The organism is Stappia stellulata DSM 5886 (assembly GCF_000423705.1).
Lineage (GTDB): Bacteria > Pseudomonadota > Alphaproteobacteria > Rhizobiales > Stappiaceae > Stappia > Stappia stellulata.
In genome coordinates, this window is record NZ_AUIM01000011.1 from 416,886 (window position 1) to 441,423 (window position 24,538).

Genomic DNA, 24,538 nt, shown 5'->3' on the forward strand with positions numbered 1-24,538 from the left:
GCCGGCACCTGAAGAACGCGAAATGCGTCGCGGCGTCGGCTTCTTGAGGAGAACACTGCGCCGGAGGACCGTTCGCGGCCCCGGCCTTCGCATAAGGTGCAGCCATGGCTGACGCACTCCCGGGGCCCGACATCCGCACGGGCCGCCTCTCGCCTGATGACTATCTCGAGAATTTCGACGATCTGCATCCGCCGCTCGGACCGCATGAGGCCAGCGTGGAGGCGGATCGCTGTTACTTCTGCTACGACGCGCCCTGCACGATCGCCTGTCCGACCTCGATCGACATCCCCAAATTTATCCGTCAGATCTCGACCGGAAACCCGATCGGGTCGGCCAAGACGATCTTCGCGGAAAATATCCTGGGTGGCATGTGCGCCCGCGTCTGCCCGACGGAAACGCTCTGCGAGGAAGCCTGTGTCCGCAATCTGGCGGAAGACAAGCCGGTCCAGATCGGGCTGTTGCAGCGCCATGCCACCGATGTCTATCTCGAGCGCCCGGACCGGCATCCTTACGTGCGCGCGGCGTCGACGGGCAAGAAGGTCGCCGTCGTCGGCGGTGGCCCGGCCGGGCTGAGCTGTGCGCACGGCCTTGCGCGCGAGGGCCACGACGTCACCGTCTTCGATGCCCGCGAAAAGCTCGGTGGCCTCAACGAATACGGCATTGCGGCCTACAAGACGACCGATGACTTCGCCCAGACGGAGGTCGATTTCGTGCTCGCCATCGGCGGCATCGACGTTCAGTGCGGCAAGGCGCTTGGCCGTGACATCACGCTCGACGGTCTGCGCGAGAATTTCGACGCCGTGTTTCTCGGCATGGGCCTGCCCGGCGTCAACGCCCTTCGGACCGACGGCGAAAGCCTGACCGGTGTGATCGACGCGGTCTCCTATATTGCGGAACTTCGCCAGGCGAGCGACCTGTCGCGCCTGCCTGTCGGCCGCAAGGTGGTGGTAATCGGCGGCGGTATGACGGCGATCGACATTGCGGTCCAGATCAAGCGTCTCGGCGCGGAAGAGGTCACCATCGCCTACCGGCGTGACCGCGATGCGATGAAGGCGAGCGCCTACGAGCAGGAAGTCGCCCTGACCAACGGCGTCGTGATCCGCGAATGGTTGCAGCCCAAACGTCTCCTTGGCGAAGGCGGGCATGTCTGCGGCATTGAACTGGAGCGCACTGCGCAGGATGACGCCACACGTCTTGGCGGCACCGGCGAGACCGTGACGCTCGAAGCGGACCAGGTTTTCAAGGCCATCGGCCAGACCTTCGTGCCCGATGCGCTCGGCGGAGCCGAGGTCCTGTCGCTCGATGGTGGCAGGCTTGGTGTCGACGCGGAGCGTCGAACCTCGCTGTCCGGCGTCTGGGCCGGGGGAGATTGCATCGCCGAGGGCGAGGACCTGACGGTCGCCGCCGTCGAGGACGGCAAGATCGCGGCCCGCTCCATTCATGCTGCGCTGAGCGCTTGACGGACAAGCATCGCGCGCGCAACCCTCATTGTTCAACCGCGGGCAAGACCCCGTGGGGAGGATCACGAAATGGCTGATCTCAGCACAAACTTCATCGGCATCAAGTCGCCGAACCCGTTCTGGCTGGCCTCCGCGCCGCCGACCGACAAGGAATACAACGTCGTGCGCGCCTTCAAGGCGGGCTGGGGTGGCGTTGTCTGGAAGACGCTGGGCGAGGACCCGGCGGTGGTCAACGTCAACGGCCCGCGCTACGGCGCGATTCACGGACGCGACCGCAACCTGATCGGCTTCAACAACATCGAGCTGATCACCGACCGGCCGCTCGAGGTCAACCTGCGCGAGATCAAGCAAGTCAAGCGCGATTGGCCGGATCGGGCGATGGTCGTGTCGCTGATGGTGCCCTGCGAGGAGCAGAGCTGGATCGACATTCTCAAAAAGGTCGAGGATACCGGAGCCGACGGCATCGAGCTGAACTTCGGCTGTCCGCACGGCATGTCGGAACGCGGCATGGGGTCGGCCGTCGGCCAGGTGCCTGAATACATCGAGATGGTGACCCGCTGGTGCAAGCAGCACAGCCGCATGCCGGTCATCGTCAAGCTGACGCCGAACATCACCGACATCCGCAAGCCCGCCCAGGCGGCGAAGGCCGGCGGCGCGGACGCCGTGTCGCTGATCAACACGATCAACTCCATCGTTTCGGTCGACCTCGACCAGATGGCGCCCGAACCCACCATCGACGGACGCGGCGCGCATGGCGGCTATTGCGGTCCGGCGGTCAAGCCGATCGCGCTCAACATGGTGGCGGAAATCGCCCGTGATCCGGAAACCCACGGCGTGCCGATCTCCGGCATCGGCGGGGTGACCACCTGGAAGGATGCGGCCGAGTTCATGGCGCTGGGCGCCGGCACCGTGCAGGTCTGCACGGCAGCGATGACCTACGGCTTCAAGATTGTCGAGGAGATGAAGGACGGTCTGAGCGACTGGATGGATGAGAAGGGCTACACCAGCGTCGACGAGGTTGTCGGTCGGGCCGTGCCCAACGTGACGGACTGGCAGAGGCTCAACCTCAATTATGTCGTGAAGGCCCAGATCGACCAGGACGCCTGCATCCAGTGCGGTCGCTGTCATATCGCCTGCGAGGACACCTCGCATCAGGCCATCACGTCGATGAAGGACGGCTTGCGTCATTTCGAGGTGATCGACGAGGAATGCGTCGGCTGCAATCTGTGCGTTTCGGTCTGTCCGGTGGAGGATTGCATCTCCATGGTTCAGATGACCGAAGGCACGGATCCGCGGACCGGCAAGAAGATCGAGCCGGATTACGCCAATTGGACCACGCATCCGAACAATCCGAACCGGGTGATGGAAGCCGCCGAGTGAGCTGGTCGATGGCACCGGATCGGCGGAGCGTTCGATGAGCGTCTCCGCCGACAATGCGGGACCGGCAAGCGGAACCGGGCGCGCCCATCTGGCGATGCTCGGTTTCGTGTTTCTCGTCTCGACGTCCTTTCCGGTCGGTCATGCCATTACCGGAGATCTCGCTCCGGCGGTTTTGACCGCTTTGCGCTTTTGTCTGGCGGCATCGATCTTCGCTGCAATCGCCACTTACAAGGGCCTGTGGCAGCGGCCGAAACTGTCGCGCTTCCCGGTCTATGTTCTTATTGCCATCGTGCTGAACATCTTCTTCGTGACGATGTTCGAGGCGCTGCGCTACACCAGCGCGCTCAATGCGGGCGCCGTCTTCACGCTCTTGCCGGCGTTCACGGCAATTGCCGGCTTCGTCTTGCTGCGGCAGCGGTCATCGAGACGGCAGATTGCCTGCCTCGCAATCGGCGCAGCCGGCGCCCTTCTGGTGCTCTATGGTGCGGACCTCAACCGGCTCCTGCGCTTCGAGATCGGGACCGGAGAGACGATTTTTCTCTTCGGGGTGATTTCCTACGCCTTTTATTCGCCCTTGATGCGCCTCTTGAACCGGGGGGAGCCGCTGGAGGTTTTCAACTTCTGGATCCTGACCTGTGGTGCGGTCATGCTTGTCGCCTATGGCCACGAAGACCTGCTGCACACGAACTGGGCGGACGTTCCGCCCCGTGCCTTCATCGGGGTCGCCTATCTGGCGGTCTTTCCGACCGCATCCAGTTTCTTCTTCGCCACATACGCCAGCCTGCGCCTGCCGTCGGGCCCGGTGATGGCCTACACGTATCTGCTGCCGTCCTTCGTCTTGTTCGAGACGCTGGCGCTGGGCGCGCCCTGGCCCGGGATGCTGACGCTCACCGGCGTCGCGGTCACGGCGGTGGCGACGTTGATCCTGCAGCGCGATACACAGCGCAGGGGCTGACCGCGCCGTATGGTGCGGGTCAGTTGCGCAGCTGCGTTGCCATATAGGCGATGGTCTTGCGGTAGACCTCCGCGCGGTTCCAGTCGCGAAGCACCCCGTAATTCGCGGTTCCCGGCGACCAGTCGGCGCCCTTGCGCCACCCGTGCCGACGCAGGAAGTTCGCCGTCGAGGCAAAGACATCCGGTTTGCTGCGGATCAGGTTGGGCCGGCCGTCACCGTCGAAATCGACCGCATAGCGCTCGTAGCTGGACGCCAGAAATTGCGTCTGGCCGATTTCGCCGGCCCAGGCGCCCTTCATGTCGCGAATGCGCATGGCGCCGCGGTCGGCAATGCGAAGCGCGCTCATCAGCTCGTTGGTGAAGAACTTCGACCGCCGGCAATCATAGGCAAGCGTCGCCAGCGAGGAAAAGATGGGAATGTCGCCCATGAAGCGGCCGAAACCGGACTCCAGCCCCCAGATCGAGACGATGACTTCCTTCGGCACGCCGTATTTGCGCTCGACCCGGTCCAGCACGACCGCGTGCTGGCGCAGCCGCTTGCGGCCGATGGCGATGGTGCTTGGCGGCGCACGACGGGCCAGGAACTGCTTGAAGCTCAGCTTGAAGGATTTCTGGTTCCGGTCGCGGCGGATGACCTTGGCGTTGTAACGCAAGCCGCCAAGGGCGGCCTTCACCGTTCTCGACGAAACTCCCGACGCCGCCGCCTGTCGCTGGAAATCGGCAAGCCAGGCCGGGAAGCCTGCTGCCGTGTTCCCGCAGGATGCGGCCCGGGCGTCGGACGCACCAAGGGAAAGGCCGAGACACAAAGCACCGGCGATGAGCAATTTGGAACCACGCATCGGTATCCTCGCAAGTGTTGCGCTCCGCATTCCGGCGTGCGCGCTTCAGGGGGCGTCACGCCCTTTCGACGCGACGTAAGGCATGAGGATACCCTGCCCTGTCTCGAGATCAAGCGCGCGGCAGAAGGCCCTCGAAGAGAAGCGTCGTCAGGGTTTCCAGCGCCCCCTTGCGGAACCTGTCGTCGTGAATGCCGGATCCGGTCAGCGCCTCGATCTGCGGGGCGAAGTCGGCGTAATGCTGGGTCGTTGCCCAGATCAGGAAGATCAGGTGATGGGGGTCGACATCGCGGATCTTTCCGGCGCTCGCCCAGTGGCGCAACACCTCGGCCTTTTCCTCGACGAGCGCCTTGAGCGGGCCTTCCAGCACGTCCCGGATCATCGGCGCGCCTTGCATCACCTCATTGGCAAACAGGCGCGAGGCCTCGGGCTCGTTGGCGGAGAAGCGAAGCTTCTGTTCGATATAGGCGGTGAGTTCGCGGCGCGGGTCGCCGTCGGGATCGAGCGTGCGCAAGGGGGCGAGCCAGCGATCCAGCAGGCCGGCGAGGACCGCCTTGTAGATCTCCGACTTGGAGCCGAAGTAATAAAGGAGGTTCGACTTCGACATGCCGGCGTCGCTGGCGATCTGGTCGACACGGGTGCCGCGGTATCCGAAGCGGGCAAAGGTCCCAAGCGCGGCGTCCAGGATGCGGGCCCGGTTTTTCTCCTGAATGCGCGTGCGACGCGGTTGCTCTTCCACGCTCATGCGTCCGCGCATGCGGGTTGGGCGCTCGCGTCCGGCCCGACAGCCGTGGGCGGGATGGCGCCGATGCCGGCGAGGATGATGCCGGTCACGGTACGTTTCGCCTCTTCGAACTGCGCCTCATTCAGGGGCAAGCCCCCGTTCAGTGTGTCGACCTGGTGATTGAAGTCGGCGTAATGCTGGGTGGTGGCCCAGATCATGTAGAGCAGATACTGCGCGTTGACCGGCGCGATCTTGCCCTCCGCAATCCATCGGTCGATGACAGCGGCGCGCGAGGCTGTCCAGTCGCGCAGGGTGGTCTCCAGATAGTCCTGGATCACCGGCGCCTTGTGCAGGATTTCGTTTGCCCAGACCTTCGAGCCCATCGGATGCGCACGTGAGATGTCCATCTTCGCCGAGATATAGGAGGTCAGCGCCTCGACCGGATCGTCGCTCTCGTCGAAGGTGTTGGCCGCATCGAGCCAGACATTGAAGATATGCTCCACGACGCGGCGATAGAGCGCTTCCTTGGTCGGGAAATAATAATGAAGGTTCGCCTTGGGAATGCCGGCGCGGTCGGCGATCACGCCGGTTGTCGCGCCCCGGAAGCCGCGTTCGGCGAAGACCTCCTCGGCCGCCTTGAGGATCGCGCGTTCGTTCTCTTCGCGAACGGCGCTTTTTTGTGTCTTGTCCCTGGCGCGCATTGTCCCTGATCGCCAATTCGGCACAACAGCCAAAATTGATCTTGACCATGTGGTCAAGCCTTCCTAGGCTCATTTTGACCATTTGGTCAGGTTTTTGGGCCTGACGCAATGGATAACATGCGACGGACCGTTGGCACAAAACAACAAGACCGACGGCCGCGACCTTCCAGATTTCAGCCCTCGCGCTTCGGTGCGGGAGCTGCCTGTGCGGAACGCAAGCTGTCATGCTGTGCAAGTTCGCGACGCGCGGGAAGACGGGGAACGATAGGCGGTGCTAGGCTTGATGCCGGCACCAGGCGGCAACACACGTCCGACGTTTAACTCGGGCGCGCCGCGTAGCCGATCGCATCACAGACAACAGGGCGCCCGCCGGGAACGATTAACGCGGGCGATCGGAGGACCCATGTCGCAGCCGGCGCTGACCAGCAACAATCTCGACGCCTTCTGGATGCCGTTCACGGCAAACCGTCAGTTCAAGAAGAACCCGCGTCTCTTCGTCGGTGCGGAGGGCATGTACTACAAGACCGCAGATGGCCGTCAGGTGCTGGATGGCACGGCCGGTCTGTGGTGCTGCAACGCCGGCCACGCGCGGCCCAGGATCACCGAGGCCGTTCAGCGTCAGGTCGCCGAGCTCGATTATGCGCCGGCTTTCCAGATGGGCCATCCCCATGCCTTCGAGCTGGCAGCGCGTCTTTCCGCGCTTATGCCCTCGCCGCTCGATCATGTGTTCTTCACCAATTCCGGCTCCGAGTCCGTGGAAACCGCCCTGAAGATGGCGCTCGCCTATCACCGGGTTCGCGGCGAGGGATCGCGCACCCGGCTGATCGGCCGCGAGCGCGGCTATCACGGCGTCAATTTCGGCGGTATTTCCGTCGGCGGCATCGTCGCCAACCGCAAGATGTTCGGCACGCTTCTGGGGGGCGTCGACCACATTCGCCACACCCACGACATCGAGCGCAATGCCTTCTCGCGCGGCCAGCCGGAGAATGGCGCGGAATACGCCGAGGAGCTGATCCGGCTGGTGCAGTTGCACGATCCCTCGACAATCGCCGCTGTGATCGTCGAGCCGGTGGCCGGCTCCACGGGGGTGCTGATCCCGCCGAAGGGCTATCTCAAGCGGCTGCGCGAAATCTGCGACCAGCATGGCATCCTGTTGATCTTCGACGAAGTGATCACCGGCTTCGGGCGGCTGGGCTCGCCCTTCGCGGTCGATCATTTCGGCGTGGTGCCGGATCTCGTCACCACCGCTAAGGGCATAACCAACGGCGTCATTCCGATGGGCGCGGTGTTCTGCTCCAGCGACGTGCACCAGGCCTTCATGACCGGGCCCGAGCACCTCATCGAGTTCTTCCACGGCTACACCTACTCTGGCCACCCGGTCGCCTGCGCGGCGGCGCTCGGCACCCTCGACACCTACGAGGAAGAGGGGCTTCTGACCCGCGCCGCCGAGCTTGAGGACTATTGGGCCGACGCGCTCCATTCGCTGAAAGGCGCGCGCCACGTCATCGACATCCGCAACATCGGCCTGATTGGCGCGATCGAGCTGGAACCGATGGCGGGCGAGCCGACGAAGCGGGCCTTTTCCGCCTTCCTCAACGCCTATGAGGCCGGGGTTTTGATCCGCACCACCGGCGACATCATCGCGCTGTCGCCGCCGCTGATCATCGAGAAGAGCGAGATCGACCAGTTGGTCGACACCATCCGCACCGTTCTGGAAGCCCTGGACTAGCGGTCGTGCGGGAGGCCGCAACCGGCCTCCGCCGCCACCGCGACATGCTGACACGAAACGATGGCGGGGCGCGACGATCGCCGCCCGGCCACGGACCTGGAACCGAACATGACAGTCATTGAAAATGCCATCGGCGGCACCCGCGCCGCATCCCGCTCCACGCGCACGGCGGCGATCTACAATCCCGCGACCGGTGAACAGAGCGCGACGCTTCATCTGTCCACCGCCGACGAGGTCGCGGAGGCGATTGCGGTCGCGAAGGCGGCCTTCCCGGCCTGGCGCGACACCCCGCCGATGAAGCGGGCGCGCTACATGTTCCGCTTCAAGGAGCTGCTCTCGGCGCATGCCGACGACATCGCCCGTGCGATTTCCGCCGAACACGGCAAGACCCATGACGATGCGCTGGGCGAAGTGGCGCGCGGCATCGAGGTGGTGGAATTTGCCTGCGGCATTCCGCATCTTCTGAAGGGCGATTTCGCCCGCAACGTCGGACCTGCCATCGACAGCTATTCCGACCGCCAGTCGCTCGGCGTCGTCGCCGGCATCACGCCGTTCAATTTCCCGGCGATGGTTCCCTTGTGGATGTATCCGATCTCGGTCGCCTGCGGGAACACCTTTGTCCTCAAGCCGTCGGAGCGCGATCCCTCCGCCGTGATGGTGGTCTATGACCTCTTCCAGAAGGCCGGCTTTCCCGATGGCGTCTTGAATGTCGTGCATGGCGACAAGGAAGCTGTCGACGTGCTCTTGACGCATCCGGACGTGAAGGCGCTCTCCTTCGTCGGCTCCACGCCGATCGCCGAATACGTTTATTCGACCGGCACGGCGCATGGAAAGCGTGTCCAGGCGCTGGGCGGGGCGAAGAACCACATGGTGGTGATGCCCGACGCCGACATGGATCAGGCGGCCGACGCGCTGATGGGCGCGGGCTATGGCTCCGCCGGCGAGCGCTGCATGGCGATTTCGGTCGCCGTTCCCATCGGCGAGGAAACCGCTGACCGGCTGGTGGAAAAGCTCATTCCGCGCGTGCAGGCGCTGAAGATCGGCCCGGCGACCGACAAGGACGCCGAAATGGGTCCGGTCGTCACCGAACAGCACATGCGCAAGGTGCTCGGCTATATCGACCAGGGCGAGAAGGAAGGCGCGGAGCTGCTCGTCGACGGGCGCGGCTTCAAGCTCCAGGGCTATGAGAACGGCTATTTCGTCGGCGGTACGCTGTTCGACCGCGTGACGAAGGACATGACGATCTACAAGGAAGAGATCTTCGGTCCGGTGCTCTCGGTGGTGCGCGCCAAGGGCTACGAGGAGGCGCTGTCGCTCATCAACGAGCATGAATACGGCAACGGCACGGCGATCTTCACCCGCGACGGCGATGCCGCACGCGCCTTCGCCGACGGCATCGAGGTCGGCATGGTCGGCATTAACGTGCCGATCCCCGTGCCGGTCGCCTATTTTTCCTTCGGTGGCTGGAAGCGCTCGCTCTTCGGCGATCACTCGATCTACGGCGAGGAGGGCGTGCGCTTCAACACGCGGCTCAAGACGGTGACGACCCGTTGGCCCGCCGGCATCAAGGACGGTGCGGTCTTTACCTTCCCGAACATGGATTGACGGCAGCCATGGCCCGTCCTCCCGCCACAGCAACGGTGCTTGTCGACGACGAGCGGGTGCGCGTGACCCGCTTCGACTTCGCGCCCGGCGCGGAGACCGGCTGGCACCGTCACGAAATGGATTATGTCGTGACGCCCGTCACCGACTGCCACTTCCTGCTGGAGGAACCCGGCGGCGAAAGCCGCGGGGTGGAGATGCCGGCGGGTGCAGCCTATCGGCGTCCCGCAGGGGTGGAGCACAATGTCGTCAACGGCGGCGATGCTCCGATGAGCTTCGTCGAAGTCGAACTCAAGCGTTAGGAGAAGCGTGATGAGCGCACCTGGAAAGAACATCCGCATCGACGGCGAACGGCTGTGGGACAGCCTGATGGAGATGGCGAAGATCGGTCCGGGTGTCGCCGGCGGTAACAACCGCCAGACGCTGACGGACGCCGACAACGAGGGCCGCAAGCTCTATCAGTCCTGGTGCGACGCGGCCGGCCTGTCGATGGGTGTCGACACGATGGGCAACATGTTCGCCCGTCGCGAGGGCACGGACGCCGACGCCAAGCCGGTCTATGTCGGCTCCCACCTCGACACCCAGCCGACGGGCGGCAAATACGACGGCGTTCTCGGCGTTCTCGGCGGACTGGAGCTGATCCGCACGCTCAACGACCTCAACATCAAGACCAAACGCCCGATCGTGGTGGTCAACTGGACCAACGAGGAAGGCACGCGCTTCGCGCCCGCCATGCTCGCCTCGGGCGTCTTCGCCGGCACCCATGAAGAGGACTGGGCTTACGAGCGGGTCGACGCGGACGGCAAGAAATTCGGCGACGAACTGAAGCGGATCGGCTGGGTCGGCGACGAGCCGGTCGGTGCGCGCAAGGACGAGATCCATGCCATGTTCGAATTGCACATCGAGCAGGGGCCGATCCTGGAGGCGGAGGAAAAGGACATTGGCGTCGTCACCCACGGCCAGGGGCTGTGGTGGTTGCAGGTGACGGTGACCGGCAAGGACAGCCACACCGGCTCCACGCCGATGCCGATGCGCAAGAATGCCGGTCTCGGAATGGCGCGGATGACCGAGCTGGTGCACGAGATCGCGATGAAGAACCAGCCGCGCGCGGTCGGTGCCATCGGCCATTGCGACGTTCACCCCAACTCGCGAAACGTCATTCCGGGCAAGGTGGTCTTCACCATCGACTTCCGCTCGCCCGACCAGGACACGCTCGACGGCATGAAGGCGGAGTTCGAGGCCAGGGCCCCGAAGATCGCCGAGGAGCTGGGTCTTGCGGTCGAGATCGAAGCTGTCGGCCATTTCGACCCCGTCACATTCGACGAGACCTGCGTCAAGGCCGTGCGCAACGCGGCCGAACGGCTCGGCTACTCGCATCGTGACATCATTTCCGGCGCCGGCCACGACGCCTGCTGGATCAACCGCGTCGCGCCGACGTCGATGATCATGTGTCCCTGCGTCGACGGGTTGTCGCACAATGAGGCGGAGGAGATTTCCAAGGACTGGGCCACCGCCGGCGCCGACGTGCTGCTACACGCGGTGCTGGACGCTGCGGAGATCGCGGAGTGAGGATTTTTTGTAAGATCACAGGCCGAAAAGCAAAAAAGATAAAAGGGCCTGCTGATTCTACGCCAGTTTTTAAGTGTTTTGAGTCTGGGAGACCGTCAAACGAGGATAAATACGCTCATAAATTTGAGAAAATCGAAGATGCGGCAGTTTTTCTTATAGCAAATAAGGGGGCAGGAATTCGCGTTGGTGCGAATGGCCATGGAACGAACGAGAGATCAGCAATCTTGAGTAGAAATATCTTGATCGAACTGTAGAGGGGACCAGAGATGACCAGCAAAGTGATCAAGGGCGGAACGGTCGTCACGGCCGACCTGACCTATGAGGCGGACGTCAGGATCGAGGGCGGAAAGATCGTCGAGATCGGTCCGAACCTCTCCGGCGACGAGACGCTCGACGCGACCGGCTGCTACGTCATGCCGGGCGGCATCGACCCGCATGTGCATCTGGAAATGCCCTTCATGGGCACCTATTCGACCGACAATTTCGATTCAGGCACCAAGGCGGCCCTTGCCGGCGGCACGTCGATGGTCGTCGACTTCTGCCTGCCCGCGCCGCAGCAGTCCCTGCTGGAAGCCATCCAGATGTGGGACAACAAGTCGACGATGGCCCATTGCGACTACTCCTTCCACATGGCGATCACCTGGTGGAGCGAGCAGGTGTTCAACGAGATGGAGACCGTCGTCCACGAGCGCGGCATCAACACCTTCAAGCATTTCATGGCCTACAAGGGCGCGCTGATGATCGAGGACGACGAGATGTTCGCCTCCTTCCAGCGCTGCGCGGCCCTCGGTGCGCTGCCGATGGTCCATGCCGAAAACGGCGATGTTGTCGCCGATCTCTCGGCGCGCCTTCTGGCGGAAGGCAACACCGGACCGGAGGCGCACGCCTACTCCCGCCCGCCCGAGGTCGAGGGCGAGGCCACCAATCGCGCGATCATGATCGCCGACATGGCCGGCGTGCCGCTCTACGTGGTGCACACCTCGTCGGAACAGGCGCATGAGGCGATCCGCCGGGCCAAGCAGAACGGCATTCGCTGCTACGGCGAGCCGCTGATCCAGCATCTGACGCTGGACGACAGCGAATACCGTCACCCCGACTGGGACCATGCGGCACGCCGCGTGATGTCGCCGCCGTTCCGCGACAAGAAGCATCAGGACAGCCTCTGGGCCGGCCTGCAGGCGGGCACGCTGCAGGTCGTCGGCACCGATCACTGCGCCTTTTCAACGGAGCAGAAGCGCTACGGCGTCGGCGACTTCACCAAGATCCCGAACGGCACCGGCGGTCTGGAAGACCGCATGCCCATGCTGTGGACCCATGGCGTCGCCACCGGCCGGCTGACGATGAACGAGTTCGTCGCTGTGACATCGACCAACATCGCCAAGATCCTCAACATCTATCCGAGAAAGGGGGCGATCCTCGTCGGCGCCGATGCGGATATCGTTGTCTGGGATCCGGCCAAGGAGAAGACGATCACGGCTGCCAACCAGGTTTCGGCGATCGACTACAACGTCTTCGAGGGCAAGCATGTGAAGGGCCTGCCACGCTTCACGCTGACCCGCGGCCGTGTCGGCTTCGAGGACGGCAAGGTGATCGAGAAGCAGGGCCACGGCCAGTTCGTCAAGCGCACGCCGTTCCAGGCGGTGAACAAGGCGCTGTCGACCTGGAAGGAACTCACCGCGCCGCGCAAGGTTGAACGCAGCGGCATTCCGGCGACCGGCGTGTGATCGTGACGGCGGCCTTCCTTCAGGGAGGCCGCCGTTTTCGCGACCATCGACACGTTAGACCCAAAAGGCCCCGAACGAGGGATAGGCGACCAACATGCAACCTCAGCCAGCGGAAGAGACGGTCCGCTCCGTCATCGACATCGCCAAGCTTTCCCTGACCTTCGAGACCAACGACGGTCCCGTCCACGCGCTCGCCGATATCGACCTCGATATCGGCGAAGGCGAATTCGTCTCCTTCATCGGCCCGTCGGGGTGCGGCAAGACCACGCTTTTGCGCGTGATCGCCGATCTGGAGAAACCGACCGGCGGATCGATATCGGTCAACGGCATGACGCCGGACGAGGCACGGCTGAAGCGAGCCTATGGCTATGTGTTTCAGGCGGCGGCGCTCTATCCCTGGCGCACCATTGCCGACAACATCGCCCTGCCGCTTGAGATCATGGGCATGTCCCGGGCGGAACGCAGCGAGCGGATCGCCAGGAACATGGAGCTGGTCAATCTTGCCGGCTTCGAGCGCAAGTATCCCTGGCAGCTTTCCGGCGGCATGCAGCAGCGCGCCTCGATTGCCCGTGCGCTGTCGTTCGATCCGGACCTTCTGCTGATGGACGAGCCGTTCGGCGCGCTGGATGAAATCGTCCGCGACCATCTCAACGAGCAGCTTTTGAAACTGTGGGACAAGACCAACAAGACGGTGGTCTTCGTCACCCACTCGATTCCGGAGGCCGTGTTCCTGTCGACCAGGATCGTGGTGCTGTGCCCGCGTCCGGGCCGCATCTACGACGTGATCGAAAGCGATCTGCCGCGCGACCGCACGCTCGACATTCGCGAATCGCCGGAATTCCTGAAGATCGCGCACCGCGTGCGCGAGGGTCTCAGGGCGGGGCATTCCTATGATGACTGAGACCGTGCGGTTTCGCATCGGCTGGCGCGCGACCGAAATGACGCGCTCGCGCGACGGCGGTGTCGACCGTTTCACCATCGTCTCGCACCAGAAGCCGCTCGCGACGATGCTGGCCGGCCTCCCGGTCGCCATTCTTGCCGTTGCGACGGTGACCTACGCCATGGCGCATCGCGATATCGTGACGCTCGTGATGGCCGCCCTGCTCGGCTACATGCTCTACGAACTTGCGCGGTCGAATTTCGGCACCGTCCTGCTGTGTCTCGGGCGAGAGGTCGAGGCAACCTCGATGCTGGTGATCCCTGGCCTCGGCGCCTTGCCGCTCGGGCCGACGCGCAGATGGCCGCTCGACGCGGTGTCGAGCGTCTCGATGGGGCAAACGGAATACGGCAAGGCCAAGACCAAGCCGGTCGACTGGCCGGGTTACGGCCTCGACGTCAAGACCGCCGACAGCGGATCCCGGCGCCTGGTGTCCGGCATCACGCTGGAGCAGGCCGGAGCCGTGCGGACTGCGCTTCTGGATCGGATGGAACGGGGGCGCGAGGAATGACCGCGACGTCGCTCGATTCGCGCAATGACCTGCCGCAGGCGGGACACACGGTCCAACTCGGTCGCGTGTGTGTCCATTCCGATGATGTCGGAACGCGCATTGATATTCCCTCGCGTCGCCCGGGTCCGGTCGTGGTCTTTTTGGGGGTCTGTTTGGCGGCGTGGACCTTTGCCGGCGTCGTATCGTTTTCCGCCTTCCTCGGCACGCTCGCAGGACCAGCGGTCTTTGCGATGTTCATCGGTGTGTGGTGCGTGGTCTGGGCGGGTGGATGGGTCGCCATCGCTGCGGCCTTTCTTTGGATGCTTGTCGGGCGCGAAGTGGTGATCCTGCGCGACGGCATCCTGACGAAACGGGTGATCCTCCCCTGGGTCGGCGTCAGCCGCCGCTATCACGCGACACTGATCCGGAATCTCCGGCGCAACATGACGACCGGCGATCTGGAAACCCCTCAGAAAGACGGTGCCGGAATTCCGCTCGGTCGCTATGGCGCGCTGGCCTTCGATCATGATGGCGAGACGGTCTATCTGGGGGCCGCGCTCGGTCCCGCGGCAGCCGGGGTCCTCATGGAAACAATCGAAACCTGGCTCAAACAGCAGGGAGAGCCCGCATGAAGAGGCACAGCCGAATCCTCGGCCGATCCCGCAAGCGCGCCGTGTCGACATCCGGCATGGCGGTTGGTGCGCCACACGCCCGAGCGGAGGTGTGGACATGACGTCAGAGACCCTCTCTCCCCCGGTCCGCTCGCCCTTCGCCGGCCTGATGTCGGGCACGGCAGGCCCGGTCCTGGTCGTGGTCGCCGCGCTGCTGGCGGTCTGGTATCTCGCGGCCGTTATGCTGAACACGCCGTTCCAGCGCGATATCTACAAGCGCGGCGGACTGGAGGACGTGTCCCTCGTTCAGTTGATGACCGACACGTTGGCGCAGGATCGTCCCGTGCTGCCGTCGCCGCATCAGGTGGCAGTGGAAATCTGGGAGACAACGGCCGAGAAGAAGATCACCTCCAAGCGCAGCCTCGTTTATCACAGCTCGATCACGCTCTCTTCCACGTTGCTCGGCTTCCTGATGGGCACGACGCTCGGCATTTTGCTTGCCATCGGGATCGTGCACAGCCGCGTGCTGGACAAGAGCCTGATGCCCTGGGTGATCGCCTCGCAAACGATCCCCATCCTTGCCATCGCGCCGATGATCATCGTGGTGCTGAACGCCATCGGCGTTTCCGGGCTTTTGCCCAAGGCACTGATCTCGACCTATCTGTCGTTTTTTCCCGTCACCGTCGGCATGGTGAAGGGGCTGCGCTCGCCCGAGATCATCCAGCTCGACCTGATGAAGACCTATTCGGCGAGCGCGTCGCAAACACTGTGGAAGCTCCGCCTGCCGTCGGCCGCCCCCTATCTCTTCGCATCGATGAAGGTCGGCGTGGCGGCGAGCCTTGTCGGCGCCATCGTCGGTGAATTGCCGACGGGCGCGGTCGCCGGTCTCGGCGCGCGCCTGCTCGCCGGGTCCTATTACGGCCAGACCGTCCAGATCTGGTCCGCACTGATCGTCGCCGCGATCCTGGCGGCCGGTCTTGTGTCGCTGATCGGGCTTGGCGAGCGAATTGTTCTCAAGCGGATGGGAATGGCGCGATGATGTCTGTTGCACAGCCCGCAGCCCCGAAGACCCCCGTTGCCCGGATCCTGTCGACCGGTGCGCTCGGTGTCGCGGTTGCCGCAAGCCTGTTGGCGGTGATCGATGGCGAGAGCCTTGAGCTTTATCTGATCGATACGCCGTCGCTGGCGCTTGCCGTCGGGGCCGCGATTGTTCTTCTTGCGGCCTACCGCTTTGCCCGGGTCGGCCGGGTTTATGCATGCCTTGGACTTGGGGCGGGCTCCTATGCGCTCGCCTTTTCCCTGATCGCACTGATTACACCCCATACGGGCGACGCCGGAGCCGGGTTCTGGGCCTATGTGGTGGTTGCCTGGGCAATGGCCTGGCTCTGCGTGGAGGAAATGGCGGCGCTTGAGCCGCGCGATCCGATGCTGCGGCGACTGGTGTCGCTGGCGATCCCGCTGACCTTCGGCATCTGGCTGCTGATCCTGTGGCAGGTCCTGGTGGTCGGGTTCGCCGTGCCGCGGGTTCTGCTTCCGCCGCCCTCGGAGGTTTGGCTTCGCCTGCTGGCGTCCCCGGAGGTCCTTTGGAAGGACTTCCAGCAGACGTTCCTCAAGGGCGTGCTGATCGGCTATGCCATTGGCTGCGCCTCCGGGTTCCTGATCGCCATTCTGGTCGACCGGGTGCCTTTCCTGCGCCGCGGCCTGCTGCCCATCGGCAATCTGGTGTCGGCTCTGCCGATCATCGGTGTGGCGCCAATCATGGTGATGTGGTTCGGCTTCGACTGGCCGTCCAAGGCCGCCGTCGTGATCATCATGACGTTTTTTCCGATGCTGGTGAACACGGTGACGGGGCTTGCAGCAGCAGACCGGATCCAGCACGATTTGATGCACACATATGCGGCAGACCACCGCCAGACACTGGTCAAGATGCGGCTGCCGATGGCCATGCCCTTCATCTTCAATGCCTTGAAAATCAACTCGACGCTTGCGCTCATCGGGGCCATTGTTGCGGAGTTCTTCGGCACGCCCATCGTGGGGATGGGATTCCGCATTTCCACCGAAGTCGGGCGCATGAATATCGACATGGTCTGGGCGTCGATTGCCGTTGCGGCGCTCGCCGGATCGCTTTTTTACGGCTTGGTGGCGCTCGTTGAGCGGGTCGTCACCTTCTGGCATCCGTCAGTCCGGGGATAACCGACGGCGGGGCCGAAACCAGAGGGAGTTGGACATGAGAAAGACTTTGCTAGCCGCGGCCGCGATGGCCCTGGTCCTCGGGCCGGCACAGGCGGCCGACGAGGTCACGCTGCAGCTGAAGTGGGTCACGCAGGGCCAGTTCGCCGGCTATTACGTGGCGCAGGACAAGGGCTTCTACGACGAGGAAGACCTCGACGTCACGATCAAGCCGGGTGGGCCGGATATCGCTCCGCCGCAGGTAATCGTCGGTGGTGGCGCCGATGTGATCGTTGACTGGATGCCGTCGGCCCTTGCCAGCCGCGAACGCGGCGTGCCGCTCGTCAACATCGCCCAGCCGTTCAAGAAATCCGGCATGATGCTGACCTGCCTGAAGGAAACCGGCATTACCAAGCCGGAGGATTTCCGCGGTCGCACGTTGGGCGTCTGGTTCTTCGGCAACGAGTATCCGTTCCTCTCGTGGATGAGCCAGCTCGGCATTCCGACCGACGGCAGCGAAAACGGCGTGACCGTCCTCAAGCAGGGCTTCAACGTCGATCCGCTGTTGCAGAAACAGGCCGACTGCATCTCGACCATGACCTACAACGAGTACTGGCAGGTGATCGATGCGGGCATTCCCGAGGAAGAGCTGATCGTCTTCAAATATGAGGAACAGGGATCGGCGACGCTGGAGGACGGGCTTTATGTTCTTGAAAAGAACCTCGAGGACCCGGCCTTTGTCGACAAGATGGCCCGCTTCGTGCGCGCGTCGATGAAAGGCTGGGAGTATGCCCGCGAGAACCCGGACGAGGCTGCCGACATCGTTCTGGAAAACGATGCCACGGGTGCGCAGACCGAAAAGCATCAGCGGCGCATGGTGCGCGAGATCAACAAGCTGACGGAAGACACCGACGGGACCCTTGAGCTGGAAGACTACCAGCGCACGGTGATGACACTGCTCAGCGGCGGATCTGACCCGGTGATCACCAGGGAGCCTGAGGGCGCAACCTCGACGGTCGTCACCGACAAGATGTAGGGTGTTGATCCGAAAATTCACGGCGCAGGATGTGCATTCGCATCCTGCGCCGTGATCAATGCAATCCGGATTGCTTTTTCGCCACAAGGTATTTTTGCGGAAACGGGGCGGGTCGGAAAAAAGTCCCGTTTTCCGGTTGTTGCGACGCAAGCAAACGGTGGTGCCTTGCGGCGTTTGGCCGACGCCGTCGCATTCCGGGAGCGACCGCGGTGTCCCGTGTTCGGGGATGCGTCCATCACGGCAATGTCCGTCGAAACGGGCAAACTTGTGCTGTCCCCGGTGCTTGTCGGCGGGATCTCCGTCATTGCGTGGCAATCCTCGCGGAGCGCGAGGGGGATCGCCATTGGCGAGGCCCGAGCGGTCGGTAACCGTCAGGCCTTGAACGGCGGTCATCGAACAAAAGGTGCGCGGCGCCAGGACCTCTGGGGGACCTGGGGCGTCGTCATCACCGACGAAAACCATGGCCGTAAACGCCGATTTCGCGAATGCTCACAGTTGGCAGGATGGGGCCGGTCAGCGGCGGCCCTCCCATGTTTTCCGCGAGCCCGGTGGATCGCCGGGATGTCCCCCGGGACCGCGCGATCCATTGAAGGCCTTGCCCCGCTGTTTGCCGAGCAATGCGGACTCATCCGGATTGTCCCGCTTAATGGGGCTAGCATTGGGCGCCTTGGAGAAGCAGGATGGAAGCCGCCTGTGGACGAATGTTCTTTGCGTTCCGGCCGTGTTTCGCGTCTATTCGTTCCGTTTAATGGCCCCGATTGATGCATCTGGAGATGTCCGAATGAAGAGCTTTTCCCGCGTCCGCCGCGTTGCCTACGCGTCTTGTGCAGCCTTGCTGTTGCTTCCTGCGACGATTGCAGATGCTTGCACCCGCGTGGTTTATCTGGGCGCGAACGACACAATTATCACAGCACGCTCCATGGATTGGAGCGAGCCCATGCTGACCAACCTCTACGTCCTGCCACGCGGGATGGAGCGCAACGGCGAGGCGGGGCCGAATTCGCTGCAATGGGAGGCGAAATACGGCTCGGTCGTGGCAACGGGATACGATGTCTCGACCACTGACGGAGTGAACGAGGCCGGTCTGGTCGCAAACTTGTTGTGGTTGGCGGAGTCCGAATATCCGGCATTTACGGCGGACTCAAAGCCTGGTCTGACCATCGCAGCCTGGGCACAATTCGTGCTCGACAACTTTGCAACGGTATCCGAGGCGGTGGAAGTGCTGCGCGATCCGCCCTTCACATTGGTGTCGGCAAATGTGCCCGGACAAGATCGTCTGACGACGCTGCACCTGTCGCTGTCCGATGCCACGGGCGACAGCGCGATCGTCGAATACATCGATGGCGAGCCGGTCGTCCATCACGGTCGTGAATATCAAGTCATGACCAATTCCCCCCGCTTCGAAAAGCAGCTAGCGCTGAATTCGTACTGGAAGGAGATTGGTGGGACAGTCATGCTGCCCGGCACCTCCCGTGCGTCTGACCGCTTTGCCCGAGCGTCCTTCTATGTGAACGCCATCCCGCAGGACACTGATCCTGATCGTGCATTGGCCAGCGTCTTTGGCGTGATCCGAAATGCGTCGGTGCCGCTTGGTATCGGTACGTCTGATCGCCCGGAAATCAGCTCGACCCGCTGGCGTACGGTGGTGGATCACAGTCGGGGATTGTACTTCTTTGAATCGGCGCGGACCCCGAACACGTTCTGGGTGAATATCGGCGAAATCGATTTTTCGCCGGAAACGGGGCAGGTCATGCGGTTGGATCTGGGGCCAGAGCAAGAGCATATCTATTCGGGTAATGCGACTGGCGCTTTCAAGCCCGCAAAGCCCTTCATCTTCGAAGGGCTCTGATCCGGCGGTTTCAAATTTGGGGCGCGCATAGAGGGCACCGGGTTAAGTTTCCCGGTGCCCGCCTCGTTGTGGTGTGCTTGCAAGAGGGGCCGACTTGTCCGGCGATCAGGCGTTCATGAACGCGGATAGCGCATCGTTTGGTGTCGCCTGCATCGAGACCAGCGAACGGGACGCGAACTCTGAAATCGACGCCATTTGCGTCAGATCGTATCGGGAATAAGTCACTCCGCCGCAAAGGACCCAAACGTTGCCTTGGCGTGATCAACGTTCGCAAGAAACGTGCAATTGTTAAGGTTGGTCAAATGCCAAGAAAACGCAGGAGCGTTTGTCATGACACTGACCGGATTGTCGTAAATCGTCCGCACGCCATGGTGAATTTCGATCACCAGTCCCGTGCCGCTGCGATCACGAACGCAATAGTGGAACGGCATCTCCAGTCCTCCAAGGATCGGAGTCGGCTTCAGAACAACGTGCAGATCCAACAACGCTGCCTTGACATCCGGCACCGTGGAAAACCGGCATGGAACCCATGCGCCGAGATCCTGAGCCGAAACGGCTGCCTGATCCTTCTCAAGGCGCGCTTGTTGCCCTGACGCCTGAGAACAAGACTGTACGCTGAAGGTGAGCCCGGCATCATTGATCCCTTCGACAACCTTGAGGTCGTTCTGATCGAAAACGTAATCGGGGTGCGGCATGGCGGACGGCATGGTGATCACCAAGGAGCCTGAGGGCGCAACCTCGACCGTCCTCATCGACAAGATGAAATCGGCGCCAGTGCCGCACGAAACTTCAGGGTGCGGCATGCAACTTCCGCCCTGTATTTTTTAATACTTGCAATCTTGAGTGATAAAATTCGCTTGAATTACGGCATCCACTTTGTCCGGAGTGACATCCTGATCCGCGTTTAGAGTTTATTATACTGACTCATGGTGAGTTTCGTTCAGATACATCCGGTGCGATGTAGTCAACCTTTTGAGCGGATGACAACCATGTGGAAAAGTGCGTCGATCACGGCAAAGCTCGTGCTCACCAGCAGTCTCGTCTTGTTTTCTACCCTCGTGGTCGGGATATCCGTGATTGCTTGGCAATCGTCCCGCATTGCCAAGGATATTGCGATCGGCGAGGCGCGGGCCATCGGCGAACGCGAAGCGCAGTCAATTCGCCGTCAGCTTGAAGCCGCCCTGACGACAACACGGGGCCTCGCGGCGACCTTCACCGCCTTGAAAGCCACCGGCGTGGTCGATCGTGACGCATGGACGGCGGTTCTCGATCGAACCGTACGCGGTAACGACGCGCTCTCCGGCGTCTGGGGCGGTGTGATCACCGACGACCTGGATGGCCGCAATGCCGAATTCGCCAATGCCAGCGACTGGTACGACGAGTCAGGGCAGTGGCGTCCGTACATCTTTCGCAATCCCGACGGATCCTTCGGACACCGCCCGGCCGGTGTTATCACCGATGCGCCGGATAAGGAGTGGTTCAACCACACCTATCGAACGGGCGAGAATTTCGCGACCGAGCCCTACACTTGGCCAGTCGGGGACGAGGTGGCGATCGGGATATCCATGTCAGCGCCGATCATGCTCGGAACGAAAGTCATGGGTGTTGCCGGCATTGACGTTTTCGCCACCGGCTTTTCCGAACAACTCGCGCGCATCAAGCCGCTCGGCTCCGGGTCCGTCTCGCTTGTATCCCAGAAAGGGGTCTGGATTGCACACTCGGATACGTCGCTGATCGGCAAACCCTTTTCCCAGGCGTTCGGATCTGGTGCAGCAGAACAGGTGCGCGCAGCGGAAAAAGCAATTCGTGAGGCTCGATCTCTCGACTACACCGGGTATTCTTCGGCTCTCGACGAGGATATGTACCGGATGGTCATTCCGGTCGAGATCGCAGGAACGAACCAGACGTGGTCGGTTCTGGTCAGCGTCCCGATGTCCAGCCTGCAGGTTGCTTCCAACACCATCGTGGCATGGGTCGTCGGTGTTGGGCTGGTGTTGATGGTCGGGGTTGCACTCGCTCTCTTGCTCGTGGGCCAAAGGGTGATCCGCCGTCCGGTGGAACGCACCTTGGCCCACATCCAGGCGTTGATCGACGGGGATTACCGGATCGACATTGATACCGCCAGCCGCAACGACGAGATCGGGCGTATCGGCCAGGCACTCGAGGTCTTTCGCGAGAAGTCGGCGCAGGCCGAGGCGCTTTCGAACGAGCAGGAACAAGAGCAGGCACGACGCATCGAGCGGGCGGAGACCGTCGCGCGGCTGACGTCGGAATTCGATTCCTCCGCAGCTCGCCTCCTTCAGTCGGTTGCTTCCTCCGTTGCCAGTCTCAATGGTGCCGCCAGTGAGTTGACTGGCGCGGCGGAAAACACGAGCGTGCAAAGCACGGCGGTCGCGGCCGCTTCGGAGGAAGCGTCGTCGAACGTTGGCACGGTCGCTGCTGCAGCCGAGGAGCTTTCGGCGTCGGTCGCCGAGATCTCTCGCCAGGTGCGCAACTCCGCCGAAATCGCGGCGAGTGCCGTCTCTCAGGCGCAGCAGACCAATACCAAGATCGAGGGCCTGTCGGTCGCGGCCAATCGAATTGGCGAAGTGGTCAAGCTCATCAACGACATTGCCGAGCAGACCAATCTGCTTGCGTTGAACGCAACCATTGAGGCGGCCCGTGCCGGTGAGGCTGGAAAAGGGTTCGCGGTGGTTGCCGCAGAGGTGAAAGAACTCGCCACCCAGACCTCCAAGGCGACGGACGAAATCGTCTCCCAGATTCAGCAGGTCCAGACGGAGACCGGCGGTGCCGTCGATGCGATCCGGGAAATCTCCAGAACGATTGAACAAATCAATCAGATTTCCGGTGATATCGCCACCAGCGTCGGCCAGCAGGGTGAGGCGACCACCGAGATCGCAATGAACGTCCAGGAAGCGACCGCCGGGACCCAGGATGTTTCCCGTAACATCGCGGGCGTATCCGAAGCGGCAAAGCTCACCGGCTCGGTCGCGGTTCGCATCAGGGATGACGCAAAGACACTTCAGCAGGAAGAGGAACAATTGCGCCGGAATGTCGAAGCGTTCCTGTCGGGCATCCGGCAAGCCGGCTAAACTCCCGAACGGCGCGCGGACTTGCGTTTGCCCGGAGCCGGTCCCGGACGTTCGGGAGCGTATCGTGAGAAGAAGGCGCACCCGCTTCCTGCGGGCGCGCCTTCCTCGTCTCGGAAGAGTGGCGCCATTCGGATCAGCCCCCTTCGCCGGCCGTCTCCCGACGTCTTGCCAGGCTGCGTTTCACGAAGGGCGACAGCATCGGAACGAAGAGCACCAGTGCCGCGATCACGAGGATCCAGAAGGTGAGAGGGCGGGTCCAGAGAAACGCCCAGCTGTCGTTGTTGATGATCAGCGCCCGGCGCAGGTTTTCCTCCATCATGCCGCCGAGGATGAAGCCGAGCAGCATCGGGGCCATCGGCATGTCCAGCAGTCGGAGCACCAGCGCCGCACTGGCGAAGATCACCATGAGCTGGATGTCGAAGGTGTTGAACGAAACGAAGTAGACGCCGATCAGCGAGAAAAACAGGATCATCGGCACCAGAACCGTATGGGGCAGGGCGAGGATCCGCGCGATGTAGGGGATGAGCGGCAGGTTCAGGACCAGAAGGATCACATTGCCCAGATACATCGAGATGATCACCGACCAGAACACCTCCGGGTTTTCAACGAAGAGGCGCGGCCCGGGCTGGATGCCGTAGGAAATCAGGGCGCCGAGCATGATCGCCGTCGTGCCGGAGCCGGGAATGCCGAGCGTCAGCAACGGCACGAAGGACCCGGAGCACGCGGCATTGTTGGCTGTCTCCGGCGCGGCGAGGCCGCGCACCGAACCGGTGCCGAACTCGCGGCCCTTTTCCGGTCCGGCAATGCGCTGTTCCATGCCGTAGGCGAGAAAGGAGGCGATGGTCGCGCCCGCGCCCGGCAGCACGCCGACGAGGAAGCCGAGCACGGAGGAGCGCCCGATCACCGGCACCATCTCCTTGACCTCCTCGCGCGAGAGTTTCATCGAGCCGAGATTGGCGTTTGCGTCCTTCTCGCGGATTTTCTCCTCTTCGGTCTTCGGCTTGAGCACCGACATCATCGCCTCCGACAGGGCGAAGGTCGCCATGGCCAGAAGCAGGAAGGAGATACCGTCGATCAGGTCGATCATGCCGAAGGTGAAGCGCTGGATACCTTGCGTTTCATCCGTTCCGACGGTGGAAAGCATCAGCCCGAAGATGGTCATCAGGAGCGCCTTGAGGACGTTGCCGCGCCCGGCGAAGGCGGCCACTGCGGTCAGGCCGAGCACCATCAGCGCGAAGTAATCCGTGGACTGGAAAGCCAGCGAGACGACGGCCAGAGACGGGGCGGCAACCAGCAGGAAGATTGCCGCGATGGTGCCGCCGGAAAACGAGGAATAGGCAGCGATCGCCAGTGCCTTGCCCGCATGCCCCTTCTTGGCCATCGGGTAGCCGTCGAAGGCGCTGGCCACGGTGCCGGCGACGCCGGGCGCGTTGATCAGGATGGAGGAGGTCGAGCCCCCGAAGATGGCGCCGTAATAGACGCCGGCCATCAGGATCAGACCGGTCGCCGGGTCGAACCCGTAGGTGATCGGGATCATCAGCGCGATGGCGGAGATCGGACCGAGCCCGGGCAGCATACCGATGAAGGTGCCGGCGAAGCAGCCCACCGCGACCATCAGGATGTTGAGCGGGGAGGCGGCCGTGCCCAGGCCGCTGAGAATGCCGTCGAGCATGGT

The 24,538-nt window shown here is 62.9% G+C and carries 21 protein-coding genes; 16 read left to right on the top strand and 5 right to left on the bottom strand.

Features of this window, described 5'->3' with window-relative positions; translation table 11 throughout:
• Window positions 1–104: 104 nt before the first annotated feature.
• From G572_RS0109460 to G572_RS0109470, 3 genes are all read left to right on the top strand, one after another.
• A complete protein-coding gene (locus tag G572_RS0109460; protein WP_051242085.1) occupies window positions 105–1,460 on the top strand; it encodes an NAD(P)-dependent oxidoreductase in 1,356 nt (451 codons plus the stop codon).
• 69 nt (window positions 1,461–1,529) lie between these two features.
• Window positions 1,530–2,840, top strand: a complete 1,311-nt coding sequence (gene preA, locus G572_RS0109465; protein ID WP_029058258.1) for an NAD-dependent dihydropyrimidine dehydrogenase subunit PreA — start codon at window positions 1,530–1,532, stop codon at window positions 2,838–2,840.
• A gap of 34 nt (window positions 2,841–2,874) precedes the next feature.
• Window positions 2,875–3,795 (top strand): DMT family transporter, encoded by a 921-nt coding sequence (locus G572_RS0109470; protein ID WP_029058259.1) that lies wholly within the window; start codon window positions 2,875–2,877, stop codon window positions 3,793–3,795.
• Window positions 3,796–3,814: 19 nt separating this feature from the next.
• Here the strand turns inward: G572_RS0109470 and G572_RS0109475 are convergent, their stop codons facing one another.
• The 3 genes from G572_RS0109475 to G572_RS0109485 form a co-directional block, all read right to left on the bottom strand.
• Entirely contained in the window at window positions 3,815–4,633 is an 819-nt protein-coding gene (locus tag G572_RS0109475) for a lytic murein transglycosylase (RefSeq protein WP_029058260.1), read from the bottom strand.
• A gap of 109 nt (window positions 4,634–4,742) precedes the next feature.
• On the bottom strand, window positions 4,743–5,387 hold the full coding sequence (locus G572_RS0109480) for a TetR family transcriptional regulator C-terminal domain-containing protein (protein WP_156884531.1): 645 nt from the start codon (window positions 5,385–5,387) through the stop codon (window positions 4,743–4,745).
• Window positions 5,372–6,055: a TetR/AcrR family transcriptional regulator gene (locus tag G572_RS0109485; protein ID WP_029058262.1), complete on the bottom strand. Its 684-nt coding sequence runs from the start codon at window positions 6,053–6,055 to the stop codon at window positions 5,372–5,374. The genes G572_RS0109480 and G572_RS0109485 overlap by 16 nt, the downstream gene beginning before the upstream one ends.
• A gap of 403 nt (window positions 6,056–6,458) precedes the next feature.
• On the opposite strand from G572_RS0109485, the gene aptA reads away from it, so the two are divergent.
• The 12 genes from aptA (at window position 6,459) to G572_RS0109545 (ending at window position 19,771) form a co-directional block, all read left to right on the top strand.
• Window positions 6,459–7,784, top strand: a complete 1,326-nt coding sequence (gene aptA / locus G572_RS0109490) for an omega-aminotransferase AptA (RefSeq protein ID WP_029058263.1) — start codon at window positions 6,459–6,461, stop codon at window positions 7,782–7,784.
• Window positions 7,785–7,892: 108 nt separating this feature from the next.
• Window positions 7,893–9,389, top strand: coding sequence for a CoA-acylating methylmalonate-semialdehyde dehydrogenase (locus tag G572_RS0109495; RefSeq protein WP_029058264.1), 1,497 nt, complete (start codon window positions 7,893–7,895; stop codon window positions 9,387–9,389).
• Between the two features lie 8 nt (window positions 9,390–9,397).
• The gene (locus G572_RS0109500; RefSeq protein WP_245566191.1) at window positions 9,398–9,688 is read left to right on the top strand and encodes a cupin domain-containing protein; all 291 of its coding nucleotides are present in this window, start codon (window positions 9,398–9,400) and stop codon (window positions 9,686–9,688) included.
• Between the two features lie 10 nt (window positions 9,689–9,698).
• Complete coding sequence (locus tag G572_RS0109505) at window positions 9,699–10,955, top strand: Zn-dependent hydrolase (RefSeq protein ID WP_029058266.1); 1,257 nt, start codon at window positions 9,699–9,701, stop codon at window positions 10,953–10,955.
• Window positions 10,956–11,221: 266 nt separating this feature from the next.
• Complete coding sequence (gene hydA / locus G572_RS0109510) at window positions 11,222–12,679, top strand: dihydropyrimidinase (protein WP_029058267.1); 1,458 nt, start codon at window positions 11,222–11,224, stop codon at window positions 12,677–12,679.
• Between the two features lie 94 nt (window positions 12,680–12,773).
• Window positions 12,774–13,580, top strand: coding sequence for an ABC transporter ATP-binding protein (locus G572_RS0109515; RefSeq protein WP_037546304.1), 807 nt, complete (start codon window positions 12,774–12,776; stop codon window positions 13,578–13,580).
• The gene (locus tag G572_RS0109520; RefSeq protein ID WP_037546306.1) at window positions 13,570–14,127 is read left to right on the top strand and encodes a hypothetical protein; all 558 of its coding nucleotides are present in this window, start codon (window positions 13,570–13,572) and stop codon (window positions 14,125–14,127) included. The genes G572_RS0109515 and G572_RS0109520 overlap by 11 nt, the downstream gene beginning before the upstream one ends.
• Window positions 14,124–14,738, top strand: coding sequence for a hypothetical protein (locus tag G572_RS0109525; RefSeq protein ID WP_029058270.1), 615 nt, complete (start codon window positions 14,124–14,126; stop codon window positions 14,736–14,738). The genes G572_RS0109520 and G572_RS0109525 overlap by 4 nt, the downstream gene beginning before the upstream one ends.
• Before the next feature lie 148 nt (window positions 14,739–14,886).
• Entirely contained in the window at window positions 14,887–15,756 is an 870-nt protein-coding gene (locus G572_RS0109530; RefSeq protein ID WP_245566193.1) for an ABC transporter permease, read from the top strand.
• Window positions 15,756–16,910, top strand: a complete 1,155-nt coding sequence (locus G572_RS0109535; RefSeq protein ID WP_051242126.1) for an ABC transporter permease — start codon at window positions 15,756–15,758, stop codon at window positions 16,908–16,910. Before G572_RS0109530 ends, G572_RS0109535 begins: the two co-directional genes overlap by 1 nt.
• Before the next feature lie 34 nt (window positions 16,911–16,944).
• Entirely contained in the window at window positions 16,945–17,922 is a 978-nt protein-coding gene (locus G572_RS0109540; RefSeq protein WP_029058273.1) for an ABC transporter substrate-binding protein, read from the top strand.
• 781 nt (window positions 17,923–18,703) lie between these two features.
• Window positions 18,704–19,771, top strand: a complete 1,068-nt coding sequence (locus G572_RS0109545) for a linear amide C-N hydrolase (RefSeq protein WP_029058274.1) — start codon at window positions 18,704–18,706, stop codon at window positions 19,769–19,771.
• A gap of 221 nt (window positions 19,772–19,992) precedes the next feature.
• Here the strand turns inward: G572_RS0109545 and G572_RS23295 are convergent, their stop codons facing one another.
• Window positions 19,993–20,574, bottom strand: coding sequence for a linear amide C-N hydrolase (locus tag G572_RS23295; protein WP_084649988.1), 582 nt, complete (start codon window positions 20,572–20,574; stop codon window positions 19,993–19,995).
• Window positions 20,575–20,760: 186 nt separating this feature from the next.
• Between G572_RS23295 and G572_RS0109555 the strand changes: the two genes are divergently transcribed.
• Window positions 20,761–22,863 carry a methyl-accepting chemotaxis protein gene (locus G572_RS0109555; RefSeq protein ID WP_029058275.1) on the top strand — a complete coding sequence of 701 codons (2,103 nt, stop codon included), beginning with the start codon at window positions 20,761–20,763 and terminating at the stop codon, window positions 22,861–22,863.
• A gap of 133 nt (window positions 22,864–22,996) precedes the next feature.
• Here the strand turns inward: G572_RS0109555 and G572_RS0109560 are convergent, their stop codons facing one another.
• A complete protein-coding gene (locus tag G572_RS0109560) occupies window positions 22,997–24,535 on the bottom strand; it encodes a tripartite tricarboxylate transporter permease (protein ID WP_029058276.1) in 1,539 nt (512 codons plus the stop codon).
• Window positions 24,536–24,538 lie beyond the last annotated feature (3 nt).